This window comes from Pseudomonas sp. GW456-12-1-14-TSB6, assembly GCF_059424205.1.
Genome location: NZ_JBWKZE010000022.1, coordinates 47617 through 63541, shown reverse-complemented (window position 1 = coordinate 63541; position 15925 = coordinate 47617). Strand labels below are relative to the sequence as shown.

The 15925-nt window shown below is 60.6% G+C and carries 12 protein-coding genes; 5 read left to right on the top strand and 7 right to left on the bottom strand.

All coding sequences use genetic code 11. The annotated features are described in order from the left end of the window. Positions 1 to 19: 19 nt before the first annotated feature. Positions 20 to 2092, top strand: coding sequence for a TerD family protein (locus AC07Y2_RS20090; protein ID WP_103386709.1), 2073 nt, complete (start codon positions 20 to 22; stop codon positions 2090 to 2092). Positions 2093 to 2222: 130 nt separating this feature from the next. Here AC07Y2_RS20090 and guaA read toward each other — a convergent pair whose 3' ends face one another. The 4 genes from guaA to AC07Y2_RS20070 form a co-directional block, all read right to left on the bottom strand. Continuing rightward, entirely contained in the window at positions 2223 to 3800 is a 1578-nt protein-coding gene (gene guaA / locus AC07Y2_RS20085) for a glutamine-hydrolyzing GMP synthase (protein WP_064599229.1), read from the bottom strand. Between the two features lie 99 nt (positions 3801 to 3899). Further along, positions 3900 to 5369 (bottom strand): IMP dehydrogenase, encoded by a 1470-nt coding sequence (gene guaB / locus AC07Y2_RS20080; RefSeq protein WP_085649329.1) that lies wholly within the window; start codon positions 5367 to 5369, stop codon positions 3900 to 3902. Positions 5370 to 5484: 115 nt separating this feature from the next. Continuing rightward, the gene (locus AC07Y2_RS20075; RefSeq protein WP_011335799.1) at positions 5485 to 6033 is read right to left on the bottom strand and encodes a hypothetical protein; all 549 of its coding nucleotides are present in this window, start codon (positions 6031 to 6033) and stop codon (positions 5485 to 5487) included. A gap of 73 nt (positions 6034 to 6106) precedes the next feature. Continuing rightward, the gene (locus AC07Y2_RS20070; protein WP_103386710.1) at positions 6107 to 6874 is read right to left on the bottom strand and encodes a sulfite exporter TauE/SafE family protein; all 768 of its coding nucleotides are present in this window, start codon (positions 6872 to 6874) and stop codon (positions 6107 to 6109) included. Between the two features lie 100 nt (positions 6875 to 6974). Here AC07Y2_RS20070 and AC07Y2_RS20065 point away from each other — a divergent pair, with 100 nt between their 5' ends. The 4 genes from AC07Y2_RS20065 (at position 6975) to leuA (ending at position 12124) form a co-directional block, all read left to right on the top strand. Then, positions 6975 to 7862 (top strand): LysR family transcriptional regulator, encoded by an 888-nt coding sequence (locus AC07Y2_RS20065; RefSeq protein WP_103386711.1) that lies wholly within the window; start codon positions 6975 to 6977, stop codon positions 7860 to 7862. Between the two features lie 10 nt (positions 7863 to 7872). Further along, the gene (gene xseA, locus AC07Y2_RS20060) at positions 7873 to 9252 is read left to right on the top strand and encodes an exodeoxyribonuclease VII large subunit (RefSeq protein ID WP_007956669.1); all 1380 of its coding nucleotides are present in this window, start codon (positions 7873 to 7875) and stop codon (positions 9250 to 9252) included. A gap of 3 nt (positions 9253 to 9255) precedes the next feature. Further along, on the top strand, positions 9256 to 10077 hold the full coding sequence (locus tag AC07Y2_RS20055) for a peptidoglycan DD-metalloendopeptidase family protein (protein WP_039765736.1): 822 nt from the start codon (positions 9256 to 9258) through the stop codon (positions 10075 to 10077). A 367-nt stretch (positions 10078 to 10444) separates the two neighbouring features. Continuing rightward, complete coding sequence (gene leuA / locus AC07Y2_RS20050) at positions 10445 to 12124, top strand: 2-isopropylmalate synthase (RefSeq protein WP_007956672.1); 1680 nt, start codon at positions 10445 to 10447, stop codon at positions 12122 to 12124. A gap of 196 nt (positions 12125 to 12320) precedes the next feature. On the opposite strand, the gene AC07Y2_RS20045 is transcribed toward leuA, so the two are convergent. From AC07Y2_RS20045 to der, 3 genes are all read right to left on the bottom strand, one after another. After that, positions 12321 to 13112, bottom strand: coding sequence for an amidohydrolase (locus AC07Y2_RS20045; RefSeq protein WP_085668158.1), 792 nt, complete (start codon positions 13110 to 13112; stop codon positions 12321 to 12323). After that, positions 13100 to 14248 (bottom strand): pyridoxal phosphate-dependent aminotransferase, encoded by a 1149-nt coding sequence (locus tag AC07Y2_RS20040; protein WP_085668159.1) that lies wholly within the window; start codon positions 14246 to 14248, stop codon positions 13100 to 13102. Before AC07Y2_RS20040 ends, AC07Y2_RS20045 begins: the two co-directional genes overlap by 13 nt. Positions 14249 to 14404: 156 nt before the next feature. Further along, positions 14405 to 15877 carry a ribosome biogenesis GTPase Der gene (der, locus tag AC07Y2_RS20035; RefSeq protein ID WP_007956675.1) on the bottom strand — a complete coding sequence of 491 codons (1473 nt, stop codon included), beginning with the start codon at positions 15875 to 15877 and terminating at the stop codon, positions 14405 to 14407. Between the last annotated feature and the right edge of the window lie 48 nt (positions 15878 to 15925).

Genomic DNA, 15925 nt, shown 5'->3' with positions numbered 1-15925 from the left:
CCCAAGGAGAAAATCAAGCATGAACCAGGAGCTGTTCCTGCGTCGCCGCAGCAAAGTTCACGTCCCGATGGGCACTGGTGGTGCCACGCGCGCTCAGGTCGCGTCGGTTGTCCGGGAAATCGCGGCATTCCGCTGCGTACTGTCAGAGCCTCTGATTGAACAAATCGGCCTGTTATCAGCGACAGAGCTCAAGTACTGGTTGCGTGACATTGTCGGAGTTCTACGGCGCAGGAGTGGCGCTCATGTGCACCACAGGCCGTTTTATCCTGACTTTCCAGAGCAGGTTCTAACGGCCTCGGAGGCCGAGCTGTACCTCAACGCCGTCATGCATTACCACACGCTTCGACGTTTACCCGCGACTGAAGAATCTCGACCTCCGCTGCTTGAAGGCAACTTCATTTCCTGGGTTATCGAACCGGGAAGCATCCCTGAGTTCGAGTCACTGCTTGAGCCGCTGGTTTCATCACGCACCTCGCTCTCCGAAGAGGAAGTGGCCGATGTCATCTGGTTTATCCGCGAGTACAAAAGTGATGTGTTCCGTCTGCTGCCTGAGGTCGTCCCGTTCCGGGAGATCCGGGCACAGGTTGGCGGCGCACTGATCCTGCATGTAGCTGGCGATGCACAGGTGGGTGCATTTCTGGAGCAAAACGTCGAAACGGCGACTGACGTGCTACGACTGGCGATCGCGCTGAATGGAGGAGACGTGTCACTGGCAACCGCTACGACACGTTTCAAAGCGATCAAGCGCTCGATGCGCCGTCTGCTGCTGAGCCTGCTTGATCGAATACCCAACGCTACAGAAGACGTGATGCGGCAAGCCGAGCGATGGAAACGCCTGGCTGAAGTGCTTCATCCGGGCGATTACGCCGATAAATACCCAAGAGCGCTGGCCGCCATCACCGCAGCGCGTCGCAATGAAGCGCCTGCCTCATTTGGTTCACGCGTCGAAACACTGTTCGCCCAGCGTGATATTGCCGAGCTTGTGCCCGTACTACAGAGTCGTCCCGGTGAGTTCGCACGACGGCTGGACGCAACATTGCGGCGCACGACGGAACCAGAGCCGGTTCTCGATGCGTTCGAGGCTGTTGCACCACAAGTGTCCTCGCCTGTCCTGCTGCAGTTGCTGGCCCAGTCACGTGCGCCGCGCCCCCTGCCACTTCGGGCGTTCACACCGAAAGGTTCATTCGCCAAAGTCTATGGCATCAAGGATCGACGCGATCCTCTCACACCTGAAGTGTTGGCCCGTGCAGCCCGCATCTGCGAAGACGCTCTGATGAAGCGTTTTGCAGCACTGCCGCCGCTGGGTAACTGTTTCATCGACCCTGCATTGCGCGATTACCGGGTACCGTTGGCGCAGCGCGCCTCATCGAAGTCGTTACGCACGCTGGTAAGAGGCAGCCTGTTGCCGATGCCCGATACACGTTTCATTCGTCTGTTCCTGTGGTGGAAGAATGGCAGTGCACGCACTGACATCGACTTGTCAGCCGCATTTTTCGACGCCAACTTCGTATTCAAACAAACGGTCGCTTACTACAACCTGAGGGATTTCGGCGGTTACCACAGCGGCGACATCGTCGACGCACCCGAAGGGGCTTCGGAGTTCATCGACCTCGACCTTGAAGTCCTCGTCGAGAAGGGCATTCGCTACGTCGTCACGTCTATCAACTCATTCACCCAGCAGCCTTACTGCGATCTTCCAGAATGCTTCGCTGGCTGGATGGCACGCGCCGATACTGCATCGGGTGAAGTATTCGAGCCGCGAACCGTGTTCGATCGTATCGATATCGCCTCCGACACACAGATCTGCCTGCCCTTTGTGATGGACTTGCAGGAGCGCCGCGTGATCTGGGCCGACCTGGGACTGACCTCATCTCCTCGGTGGAACAATGTCGGGAACAATCTCAGCGGGGTATCGTTGATGCTGCGGGCTTTGGTACATACACCACGGCCTGATCTGGAGACATTGTTCGATTTGCATGTACGAGCACGAGGCGAACGAGTGGCTTCGCCGCAGCAGGCACAAGCGGTGTTTGCACCTGATCAAGGAATAACGCCGTTCGATACGGACTTGATTCGGTCACAGTTCCTCTAATACCTGCGCCTGCCTCCGCACTTTCCGCCAAAAACAAAAATGCCAGTCAGATAAACTGACTGGCATTTTTTATAACCCCTTTTGCGCCTCTGCGAATCCAACCGCGAATTCTAGAGGGCGCGATGCGGGATCACTCCCACTCAATGGTCGCCGGCGGCTTGCTCGACACGTCGTAAGTCACGCGCGAAATGCCTTCGATTTCATTGATGATGCGGCCGCTGACGGTTTCCAGCAGTTCGTAAGGCAGGTGAGCCCAACGCGCAGTCATGAAGTCGATGGTTTCCACGGCACGCAGGGCCACGACCCAGGCGTAACGACGGCCATCGCCGACCACGCCAACCGATTTCACCGGCTGGAACACGACGAAGGCCTGGCTGACCTTGTGGTACCAGTCGGCCTTGCGCAGTTCTTCGATGAAGATGTGGTCGGCGCGACGCAGCAGGTCGGCGTATTCCTTCTTCACTTCGCCGAGGATGCGCACGCCCAGGCCCGGGCCCGGGAACGGGTGACGGTAGACCATGTCGTACGGCAGGCCCAGTTCCAGGCCCAGACGACGGACTTCGTCCTTGAACAGTTCGCGCAGTGGCTCGACCAGTTTCAGGTTCATCTCTTCCGGCAAGCCGCCCACGTTGTGGTGCGACTTGATCACGTGGGCCTTGCCGCTTTTCGCGCCAGCCGACTCGATCACGTCCGGGTAGATGGTGCCCTGAGCCAGGTACTTGATGTTGTCCAGCTTGCAGGATTCGGCATCGAACACGTCGATGAAGGTACGGCCGATGATCTTGCGCTTCTTCTCTGGATCGGCTTCGCCGGCCAGGTTGTTCAGGAACTGGTCTTCAGCGTTGGCGCGGATCACCTTGACGCCCATGTTCTCGGCGAACATGGCCATCACTTGCTCGCCTTCGTGCAGACGCAGCAGGCCGTTGTCGACGAAGACGCAGGTCAGTTGATCACCGATGGCCTTGTGCAGCAGCGCCGCAACCACCGAGGAATCCACACCGCCGGACAGACCCAGCAGCACGTTGTCGGTACCGACCTGTGCGCGGATGTTGGCGATGGCGTCTTCGGCGATCTTCGACGGGGTCCACAGGGCTTCACAGCCGCAGATGTCGAGAACGAAACGCGACAGGATGCGACCGCCCTGCTTGGTGTGGGTCACTTCCGGGTGGAACTGCACGCCATAGTAGGCGCGCTCGTCGTTGAACATGCCGGCGATCGGGCAGCTCGGGGTGCTGGCCAGGATGTGGAAATCGCTCGGCATCCTGGTGACCTTGTCACCGTGGCTCATCCACACGTCGAGGCCGAACAGGCCGTCAGCGTCGATATGGTCTTCGATGCCGTCGAGCAGGCGGCTCTTGCCGACCACGTCAACGCGGGCGTAACCGAACTCACGCAGCTCGGAGCCTTCAACCTTGCCGCCCAGTTGTTCGGCCATGGTCTGCATGCCGTAGCAGATACCGAAGACCGGTACGCCCAGATCGAACACCGCTTGCGGGCAGCGCGGGCTGTTGGCTTCGTGCACGGACTCGGGACCGCCGGCGAGGATCACGCCTTTTGGCGCAAATTCGCGGATCGCATCTTCGTCCATGTCGAACGGGTGCAGTTCGCAGTACACACCGATCTCGCGCACGCGGCGGGCGATCAGTTGGGTGTATTGCGAACCGAAGTCGAGGATCAGGATGCGGTGAGCGTGAATGTCGAGGGCCATGATTCAGTCTCGTCTAAGTAATTCAGAAACAGTCTTGATTCAGAAACAACTCGGGGCTGAATAAAACAGCCCCGGTCATTTAACGTTTTGCTTGAAGCCTCAACCTACGCGGTAGTTTGGCGCTTCCTTGGTGATCTGCACGTCGTGAACGTGGGACTCGGCCATGCCGGCACCGGTGATCCGCACAAACTCGGGCTTGGTGCGCATTTCTTCGATGTTGGCGCTGCCGGTGTAACCCATCGAGGAACGCAGACCGCCCATCAACTGGTGAATGATCGCGCTCAGGGTGCCCTTGTAAGGAACACGGCCTTCGATGCCTTCCGGAACGAGTTTCTCGGCGCCTGCCGAGGAGTCCTGGAAGTAACGGTCGGAAGAACCTTGAGCCTGGGACATGGCGCCCAGCGAACCCATGCCGCGATAAGCCTTGTAGGAACGGCCCTGGAACAGTTCGATCTCACCCGGCGCTTCTTCGGTACCGGCGAACATCGAGCCCATCATCACGCAGGACGCACCGGCCACGATGGCCTTGGACAGGTCACCGGAGAAACGGATGCCGCCGTCGGCGATCAACGGAACGCCAGTGCCTTCGAGGGCAGCGGCAACGTTGGCGATGGCACTGATTTGCGGAACGCCGACACCGGCGACGATACGGGTGGTGCAGATCGAGCCAGGGCCGATACCGACCTTGACGGCGTCGGCGCCAGCTTCGGCCAGAGCCTTGGCGGCTGCGCCGGTGGCGATGTTGCCACCGATTACCTGCACTTCAGGGAAGTTCTCTTTGACCCAGCGAACGCGGTCGATCACGCCCTTGGAGTGACCGTGCGCGGTGTCGACCACCACCACGTCCACACCGGCATGAACCAGAGCGGCAACGCGGTCACCGGTGTCTTTACCGGTACCGACCGCAGCGCCGACGCGCAGACGACCTTGGTCGTCCTTGCTGGCCAGTGGGTAGGCCTTGGCTTTTTCGATGTCTTTGACGGTCATCATGCCTTTGAGGGCAAACTTGTCGTCGACGATCAGGACTTTTTCCAGGCGGTGCTTGTGCAGCAGCTCGCGGACTTCGTTCTTGTCGGCGCCTTCGCGAACAGTGACCAGACGCTCTTTCGGCGTCATCACTTCACGAACGGTGGCATCCAGACGGGTTTCGAAACGTACGTCACGGGAAGTGACGATGCCGACCAGGTCGCCATCGTGCAGCACCGGAACGCCGGAAATGTTGTGCATGCGGGTCAGTTCGAACAGATCACGAACCGTGGCGTCAGCCTCGATGGTGATTGGGTCCTTGACCACACCGGCTTCGAACTTCTTGACCTTGCGAACTTCGGCAGCTTGCTGCTCGATGGTCATGTTCTTGTGGATAATGCCGATGCCACCTTCCTGAGCCATGGCGATTGCCAGACGGGCTTCGGTGACGGTGTCCATGGCGGCAGAAACCAGAGGAATGTTCAGCTCGATGCCACGGGTAAGGCGGGTCTTCAGACTGACTTCGTTAGGAAGCACCTCGGAATAACCGGGCACTAGGAGAATGTCGTCGAAGGTCAGAGCTTCTTGGCTGATACGCAGCATCGCGGGGGCTCCCGAGCGGGAAAATGGAAGCGCGCCATTATACTCAGACACCCTACCGGGCTCAATGTAAAACTTGTCTTATATCAATGTTGCTGATGTACGGGAAAAGTTGCCCTTACAGCTCGACCTTGACCCAGCTCACCGGCTGATCCAGCCAGTCGGCGAATTCGTCGATGAAACTCTGCTTGAACCCCGCCTCCAGCCAGTTGTTGAAGATGAAACCGAGGTTGGAAAACCCGCATTCCTGTAAATACAGAAAACCGTTGATATCGTCTTCATGCCCGCATTCGGGGCAGGTGAAGTTGTCGGTGCGGCCCGGCATCCAGTCTTCCAGGCTTTCGAACAACGCTTCGCCGATCTCCTGACGGCATTCGGCGCACCCGGCTTCTTCGAGAAAACCCTTGGCCGGGGTGTAGATGCAGCGCTTGGTGATGACTTCCAGCCCATTGATTGGCTCACCAAACGGCAGCGCCTCGGGATGCAACACCACCGCGCGCGCACCATCGGCGATGGCGTAGGCCATGCGATTGCCGGTACGTCCGCACGTGCTCAGCTCTTCCTTGACGATGTTCTTGCGCACCAGCCAGCGCAGGATCGCCCGGGCCCGGGGTTCGTGCACCGGCAGGTTGGAGATTTTCGGGACGATGATGCTTTGGGAATTCATGGTGCAAGCCTGCTGCGTCAAAGGATGTTCTGCGACGAACGCGGCCGGCAGCTTAATCCCTGACAAAATCCGGTCAAGTGCTTAAATAGCGGCCGATCAGCGCAATCCCGCTCGCCAGCACCAGCCAGGTCACCAGCCGCACGAAGGCCTCGCGGGACAGGCGCATGGTCAAGCGCCGTCCGACCCACAAGCCCAGCGCCATGGCCGGCAACAGGCACAGCGCAAGCATCAACAAGGGTAGCTCGGCATACACCCCGGCGATGGCGAACAGGCTCAAACGCACCACCGTGCTGCAACTGATCAGCGCACTTTGCGTGGCCCGCGCCGCGTCCTTGGGCAATCGACTGTTGAGGTAGATCGCATAAAGAAAGCCGCCGCTGCCAAACAATGCCCCGAACAGCCCGCCCACGGTGCCCATCGGCAACGCCCACCCAGCAGATAACTGCGCCGGCCGAGCCTTGATCCACAAGCTGTAGATCGCATAAGCACTGATGAAAAATCCCATCAACAGCAACAGCAGATCGGACTTGAGGTTAAGCAGGAAAATCACCCCCAGCGTGCAGCCCACCGCCATGCACGGCAGCAGCCGCAGCAATTCCGGTTTCGCTACATCTCGCCGCGACGGCAGCAGATTGCCGAACGCCGCGACGAAATCCAGCAGCACCAGCAACGGCACGATCTTCGACAGCGGCATGAACAGAATCAGAATCGGCCCCGCCACCAGCGCCGTGCCAAAACCGGCAATCCCGAACACGATGTAGGCCAGCGCGATGGCCAGTCCGATCACCACCCAGCCCTGCGCGCCCCACGACCATTCGCTCAACAACCCCGCCACACTCATTCGCTCGCTTCCTTTATAAGCCTGCGATGACTTTAGCCAGCGCCGAGGGTTGCGACTAATATCTTCGAAACCGCCAAGCCATCTCGAAAAGGCATGCCTCGTGCTTTCAACCCGCCAATTGCGTTACTTCGTGGAAATCGCCGAGAGCGGCAGCTTCAGTGCCGCAGCCGAACGGCTGTTCATTGCTCAGTCGGCGCTGAGCCGGCAGATCAAGGACATGGAAACCCGCCTGCAAACGCCGCTGTTCGAACGCACCGCACGCCAACCCCGCCTCACCGCCGCTGGCGAAGCGTTCCTGCCCCGAGCGAGAAACCTGATCAATGAATTGAACAAGGCCAGCGCCCTGGCCACGGAAATCGGCCAGGGCCAGCGCGGCACCTTGCGCCTTTGTCACTCCAGCACCGTGCCGATCAGCGGCCAATTGTTGCGCGACATGAGCGCGTACCTGGAGCAACAACCCGGCGTTTCGCTGGACATCGGCACGCTCTCCTCGGAGGCGCAACTTGAAGAACTGGCCGAGGGCCGGCTCGATATCGGCCTGCTGCGTCTGCCGGTGCTGCGCCAGCGCGAGGGTGTTCAGATTGTGCCGCTCTACACCGAACGTCTGCTGCTTGCTGTGCCGGCGGATCATCGACTGGCGTCGACGGAGGCAGTCGATCTGGCGCAATTGAAGGACGAAGCATTCATCTCCATCCCGCATCCGCAGCGCGGCGGGCTGAGTTATTTGTGCGCCGACCTGTGCATGCGTCACGGTTTCTTCCCCCGGGCTGCTCGAGTGATGTCGCGCAAGACCACGCAATTGCAGTTGATCCAGGCCGGATTCGGCATCGCTCTGCTGCCGGATTCAATGCAGGACATCGCGCCCGCCGGCGTGAGATTTCTGCCGCTGACCGGCGATTGCCAGAGCACCGTCGCCCTCGCTTCTCGGCAAAATCCCACACCTCTGGAGCAACACTTCCTCCAGACATTCACCGGCGAATGCCTTTAAACTGCGCCCCATGATTAAAGATCCCTTTGCAAGACTCGGCCTCGACCGCGAAGTCCTGACCGTCAGCCAGCTCAACGGCCGCGCGCGGGTGTTGCTCGAAGACGTGTTCAGCAACATCTGGGTCGAAGGCGAAATCTCCAATCTCGCCCGCCCGGCGTCAGGCCACGTGTATTTCACGCTCAAGGACAGCGGCGCGCAGGTGCGTTGCGCACTGTTTCGCCAGAACGCTGCGCGGGTGCGTCAGGCGCTGAAGGACGGCCTGGCAGTCAAGGTGCGTGGCAAGGTCTCGCTGTTCGAAGGGCGTGGCGACTATCAGTTGATCCTCGACACCGTGGAGCCTGCCGGTGACGGTGCGCTGCGCCTGGCCTTCGATGCCTTGAAGGAAAAGCTCAGCGCCGAAGGCCTGTTCAGTGCCGAGCGCAAAGTGCCGCTGCCGGCACACCCGCAGCGCATCGGCATCATCAGTTCGCCGACCGGCGCCGTGATACGCGACATCATCAGCGTGTTCCGCCGCCGCGCGCCGCAGGTGCAACTGACGTTGATTCCGACCGCCGTTCAGGGCCGAGAAGCCACCGCACAGATCGTCCGCGCCCTGAAACTGGCGGATGCCCGTGGCTTCGACGCGCTGATCCTGGCCCGTGGCGGCGGCTCGCTGGAAGACCTCTGGTGCTTCAACGAAGAAGCCGTGGCCCGGGCGGTAGATGCCTGCGTCACGCCGATCGTCAGCGCGGTAGGCCATGAAACCGATGTGTCGATCAGCGACTTCGTGGCTGACGTGCGCGCACCGACACCGTCCGCCGCGGCTGAACTGCTTGCCCCGGACTCCAGCCACCTGATCCGTCAGGTCGAAAGTCTGCATCGCCGGTTGGTGATGCGCATGCGTGACCGCCTGATGCGCGATCGCCTGCGCCTTGAAGGCATGACGCGCCGCTTGCGCCATCCCGGCGAACGCCTGCGCCAGCAGGCACAGCGGCTGGATGATCTGGACATGCGCATGCGTCGGGCGTTCGAGCGCCAGCTCAATACCCGTCGTGAACGCCTGATCCGTCTGGAAACCCGCCTCGCCGGGCAGCATCCGGGACGCCAGCTGGCCCTGTTGCGCCAACGTCTCGACAGCCTCGCCGAACGCCTGCCACGCGCCATGAACGAAGGCCTGAAACGTCGTCGCCTACAGTTGCAAAGCCAGATGCAGACCCTGCACGTGGTCAGCCCGCTGGCGACCCTCGGTCGTGGCTACAGCATTCTGCTGGATGAGCGCGGCAACGCGATCCGCAACGCCGCGCAGACTCACACCGGCCAGCGCCTCAAGGCCAGACTGGGCGAAGGCGAACTGCAAGTGCGCGTCGAGGACAATCACCTGACGCCCGTCACCCTTTCTTTACTGGACTGATCCATGCCGCGTTTTCTCGCTCCGCTGCTGTTGCTCTGCCTGACCTTCAACGCCCACGCCGACAGTTACATCACCCGCCTGCTGAACAAACCGGTGCCGGGCGGCGTGGCTGTCGTCGATCTGGGGACCGCTGCGCAAGCGCCGAAAGCCACGTATCAGGGCAAACCGGTGCTGGTGGTCAAGGAACAGAACAACTGGCTGGCGATTGTCGGCGTTCCGTTGACCGTCAAACCCGGCGTTCAGCAGATCAGCAGTGGCGGCCGTAATCTCAACTTCAATGTCGGCAACAAGAAATACCCGGAACAGCACATCACCCTGAAGAACACCCAGCAGGTCAATCCGAACCCGGCCAACCTCAAGCGGATCGAGGGCGAACTGGCCGAGCAGATCAAGGCCTATCGCAGTTTCAGCCCGAACACACCGAGCAACCTGCTGCTGGACAAACCGGTCAACGGACCGCTGTCGAGCAAGTTCGGCGTGCGCCGTTTCTTCAACGGTGAAGAGCGCAATCCGCACGCAGGCCTCGACTTCGCAGTGCCGGCCGGCACGCCGATCAAGACCCCGGCAGCGGGCAAGGTAATTCTGATCGGCAACTACTTCTTCAATGGCAACACAGTGTTCGTCGACCACGGCCAGGGCTTCATCAGCATGTTCTGCCATATGTCGAAGATTGATGTGCAGAACGGCCAGCAACTGGCGCGCGGTGCGGTGGTGGGCAAGGTTGGCGCTACAGGTCGGGCGACCGGGCCGCACATGCACTGGAACGTCAGCCTGAACGATGCGCGGGTCGATCCGGCGATTTTCATTGGGGCATTCCAGCCTTGATTTGTGGGTGAAGCGACTGGCCCCATCGCGAGCAAGGTCGCTCCCACAGGGATTGCGCACGACGAACGGACTGCGCAATCTCTGCAAACATTCACTTTGATTCAGAGAATAAAATCTCGGAAAAAACCACTTTCCGGGTATTCCTCTCAATTTTTTCCGACTGCTTGCCATCCTCATCCCTCGCGGTTAGGGTTGAGGGCATGAAAACCTCTCACACCCTCATTCAGCTTCGCCAGCACCGCAGCCTGTGCCTCGTCAGCGCACGACTGCCGGGCTGAATCGCTGCGCCTCGTCCCACGCTTTTCCAAGAACGTTCGTTCCACCGGCAGGCCGCCTCTTTTCGGCCCAGACAATAAGGAATTTCCCGATGAGCATGCTCAAAGACCCGTCTTCGAAATACCGCGCGTTTCCAGTGATCAACCTGCCGGATCGCACCTGGCCGTCGAAAACCATCGATGCCGCGCCGATCTGGTGCAGCTCCGACCTGCGTGACGGCAACCAGTCGCTGATCGAACCAATGGACGCGGTGAAAAAGCTGCGCTTCTGGAAAACCCTGGTGCAGGTGGGTGTGAAGGAAATCGAGGCGTCGTTCCCGGCCGCTTCGCAAACCGACTTCGACTTCGTGCGCACCTTGATCGAAGACGGCCACATCCCGGACGACACCACCATCCAGGTGCTGACCCAGGGCCGTGAAGACCTGATCGAGCGCACCTTCGAATCCCTGCGCGGGGCGAAGAAGGCAATCGTTCACCTGTACAACGCCACCTCCCCTTCTTTCCGTCGCATCGTCTTCAATCAGGACAAGGACGGGATCAAGGCCATCGCCGTCAACGCTGCCAAGCTGTTCGTCAAATACGCCGCCATGCAGCCGGACACCGAGTGGACCTTCGAGTACTCGCCGGAAACCTTCAGCGCCACCGAGCTGGAATTCGCCAAGGAAGTCTGTGACGCGGTGATCGAGGTCTGGAACCCGACGCCTGAGCACAAGATCATCCTCAACCTGCCGGCCACCGTTGAATGCGCGACGCCGAACGTCTACGCCGACCAGATCGAGTGGTTCCACCGCAACATCAACCGTCGTGACAGCGTGATCATCAGCCTGCACACCCACAACGACCGTGGCACCGGCGTGGCCGCCACCGAGCTGGGCCTGATGGCCGGCGCCGACCGCGTCGAAGGCTGTCTGTTCGGCAACGGCGAGCGTACCGGCAACGTCGACCTCGTGACCGTGGCACTGAACATGTACACCCAGGGCCTCGACCCGCAACTGGACTTCTCGGACATCGACGGCGTGCGCAAGGTCGTCGAAGAGTGCAACCAGATCCAGGTTCACCCACGTCACCCGTATGTCGGCGACCTGGTGCACACCGCGTTCTCCGGCTCCCACCAGGACGCGATCCGCAAGGGCTTCGCCCAGCAGAAGTCCGATGCCCTGTGGGAAGTACCATACCTGCCGATCGACCCGGCCGACATCGGCCGCAGCTATGAGGCGGTGATCCGCGTCAACAGTCAGTCGGGCAAGGGCGGCATCGCCTACTTGCTGGAGCAGGAATACGGCATCAGCCTGCCACGTCGCATGCAGATCGAATTCAGCCAGGTCGTGCAGCGTGAAACCGATCGCCTGGGCCTGGAGATGACCGCGCAGCAAATCCACGCGCTGCTGCACAGCGAATACCTGCAAGCCAACACCCCGTACGCGCTGGTCAGCCATCGCCTGCAGGAAGAAAACGGCAACAGCGCCGTCGAAGTGGAAGTGGCGAGCAAGGGTCAGGGCGAAACCAATCTGCACTGGCGCGGCAAGGGCAACGGCGCGCTGGAAGCGCTGGTGGCCGGTCTGCCGATTCCGGTGGAGATCATGGACTACAACGAACACGCCATTGGCGCGGGCACCAACGCCAAGGCGGCGGCCTACATCGAACTGCGTGTGAACGGCGAACGTGCGGTGCACGGCGTGGGCATCGATGAAAACATCACCACCGCCAGCTTCAAGGCCCTGTTCAGCGCGCTGAACCGCTCGCTGAGCCAGCCGGAAGCGAAAGCGGCGTAACTGACCGCTGCAATGCAAAAGGCCCCTGAGTGCGAACTCCGGGGCCTTTTTATTTTCTATCTGATCGTTCCCACGCTCTGCGTGGGAATGCAGCTCGTGACGCTCTGCGTCACTGGGACGCGGAGCGTCCCTTGAGGCATTCCCACGCGGACGGTTCAACGCCTCGACGTGGGAACGATCTAGGTGATCTGGGCTATCAGGTGAACTCGAAGGTGTCCGCGTCCAGATTCGCCGGGAACCGCTCGCGGTAAGCCGCCAGCGAAGCCGCTTCCAGAACCACCTTGAACACCCCGTCAGCCTCCCCCGCCGCCAGCAACGTCTCGCCCTGAAAATCCAGCACCTGACTGTCGCCGGTATACGCGAACCCCTTGCCATCGGTACCCACCCGGTTGACCGCCGCCACATAGCACAGGTTTTCGATGGCCCGGGCCGGCAGCAACCGGTTCCAGTGTTGACGCCGTGCGCCCGGCCAGTTGGCGGTGTACAGCAGCAGGTCGGTGTCCTGAGCGTCGCGACTCCACACCGGGAAGCGCAAGTCGTAGCAAATCAGCGGACGCACCCGCCAGCCCTTGAGCTCGAACTGCACCTGGCGCTCGCCGGGCGTGTAATGATTGTGCTCGCCGGCCATGCGGAACAGGTGGCGTTTGTCGTAATGCAGCACTTCGCCGTCCGGCCGCGCCCACAGCAAGCGGTTGCGATGACTGCCGTCGGCAGCCTGGATGATCACGCTGCCCGTGACGACTGCGTTCAGCTTCGCTGCCTGGGCCCGCAGCCATTTGCTGGTCGGACCGTTTTCGGCTTCGGCCAGGGTTTCGGACGCCATGGAGAATCCGGTAGTGAACATTTCCGGCAGGATGATCAGATCCGCACCGCGCGCCTGCTCCAGCAACACATCGAAATGCTCGAGATTGGCCTGACGGTCATGCCAGGCCAGGCTGGTCTGGATCAGCGCCAGATTGAGGTCGGGCAACGCACTCAGATCACGCATAGCTTGGCCGCCGCTTCCCGCAGCGTCTCCTCACGTTTGGCAAAGCACAGGCGCACCAGGCGCTGGCCTTCCGGTGGATTCTGGTAGAACACCGACACCGGAATACTCGCCACGCCATGCTCACGGGTCATCCACATCGCCATTTCGACATCGTTCAAATCAGGGCGAATTTGCGAGTATTCGACCAACTGGAAATAGGTGCCGGTGACACGGGTGAAACTGAATCGCGACGGCGCCAGCAGATCACAGAACAGATCACGCTTGGCCTGATAGAAGCCCGGCAGCTCTTCGACGTGTTCCGGATGCTCGGCCATGTAATCGGCCAAAGCAAACTGCAACGGGGTCACGCCGCAGAAACTGACGTACTGGTGCACCTTGCGCAGCTCCGCCGTCAGGGCCGGCGGCGCCACGACGTAACCGGTTTTCCAGCCGGTGACGTGATAGGTCTTGCCGAACGAGCTGACCACGAAGGCGCGCTGATACAGCTCTTCATGGGCCAGCACGCTGACGTGCGGCACGCCGTCAAACACCAGGTGCTCATAGACTTCGTCGCTGATCACGTAGATGTCGCGATCTCGGATCAACGCCGCCAACTGATCCAGCTCGGCGCGACTGATCAAGGCACCGCTCGGGTTGTGCGGGGTGTTAAGGATGATCATCCGCGTTCGCGGGCTCAGGGCTGCGCTGAGTTTGTCGAAGTCGATGGAGAAATCCTTCAGCCCAAGTTGCACATGCACGCAGCGTCCGCCGGCCAGTTCTACTGCGGGCTCATAGCTGTCGTAGGCCGGGTCGAACACGATGACTTCGTCGCCGCTGTGGATAACCGCCTGGATGGCGCAGAAGATCGCCTGGGTCGCGCCGGGGGTCACGGTTACTTCGGTATCGGCATCGACGTTCGCGCCATAACTGCGGGCGATTTTCGCCGCGATCTGCTGGCGCAGCGCCGGCAGGCCGGTCATGGGCGAATACTGGTTGTGGCCGTTGGCGATGTGTCGACCGACCGCGTCGCGCAGTGCCTGCGGGCCGTCGAAATCGGGAAAACCCTGGGAAAGGTTGATCGCTCCGGTCTGCGCCGCGAGCTGAGACATCTGCGTGAAAATAGTGATGCCGACATTCGGCAGCTTACTGGTGATCATCGGGAGCCCCTTGCAGGTGAGCTGCAAGTTTCAAGCTGCAAGCGACAAGTTTCAAGCATCAATCCATCGCCCACAAAAAAGGGCTCTGAACAGAGCCCTTCTTTGCTTCCACGCTTTAACTTGAAGCTTGCAGCTCGAAACCCGCAGCTGCTCTTTTTACTTCTTGTCGCGGCGCTTCTTGCTGGCTTTCTTGTTGTGCGACATCAAACGACGCTTCTTGTTGACCTGGCGGTCGGTCAGCGTGTTCTTGTTGCCTTCGTACGGGTTCTCGCCGCCCTTGAACTCGATACGGATCGGCGTACCGACCAGTTTGAGTACACGGCGGTAAGTGTTTTCCAGATAGCGCACGTACGACTTCGGCACTTTCTCGATCTGGTTGCCGTGGATCACGATGATCGGCGGGTTCGCACCACCCAGGTGAGCGTAACGCAGCTTGATCCGGCGGCTGTTGACCATCGGCGGCTGGTGTTCGCTGACCGCGTCTTCAAGAATCTGCGTCAGGCGGCTGGTCGGCCAGCGGGTGACCGCGGACTTGAACGAGTTCTGCACCGAGGCGTAGAGGTTGCCCACGCCAGTACCGTGCAGTGCCGAGATGAAGTGGATATCGGCGAAGTCAACGAAGAACAACCGACGCTGCAGCTCGACCTTCACGAAGTCGCGCTCGCTTGGCGTCATGCCGTCCCACTTGTTGATCGCGATCACCAGCGCACGACCTGCTTCAAGAGCGAAGCCCAGCAGGTTGAGGTCGTGATCGACCACGCCTTCGCGGGCGTCCATCACGAAGATCACCACGTTGGCGTCTTTGATCGCCTGCAGGGTTTTGACCACGGAGAATTTTTCGACTTCTTCGTGGATCTTGCCGCGCTTGCGTACACCGGCGGTGTCGATCAGCGTGTACTTCTCGTCGTTACGCTCGAACGGGATGTAGATACTGTCGCGGGTGGTGCCGGGCTGGTCGTAGACGATTACCCGGTCTTCACCGAGCATGCGGTTGACCAGGGTCGACTTGCCGACGTTCGGCCGGCCGATGATGGCGATCTTGATCCCGTCTTTTTCGCTCGGGCCAGGAATGCGCTTGGCTTCCTCGCCTTCGGCGACCACTTCTTCCTCTTCACCTTCGGCCGGCTCGTCATCATCGCGCGGGAAGTCGCTCAGGGCGGCTTCCAGCAATTGCGTGATGCCGCGACCGTGGGCGCCGGCGATCGGGATCGCGTGGCCCATGCCCAGCGGGGCGAATTCGGCGCGGGCCATTTCCGGGTCGATGTTGTCGACCTTGTTGGCGACCACGTGGGAACGCTTGTTACGTTTGCGCAAGTGTTCGGCGATCATCTGGTCAGCGGCGGTGAAACCGGCCTTGGCATCTACCAGGAACAGAACGACATCCGCTTCTTCGATGGCCAGCAGCGACTGCTCGGCCATTTTTTCGTCCATACCATGCTCGTCACCGGAGATACCGCCGGTGTCGATCAGAATGTAGGAACGCCCTTGCCACTTGGCCTCACCGTACTGGCGATCACGGGTCAGACCGGACAAGTCGCCGACGATGGCGTCGCGAGTCCTGGTCAGGCGGTTGAACAAGGTGGACTTGCCGACGTTCGGTCGGCCCACCAGGGCGATTACGGGAACCATGCGGCTCTCCACTTCGTTATTTCAGAAAATACAAAAGCCGCTGCGAGG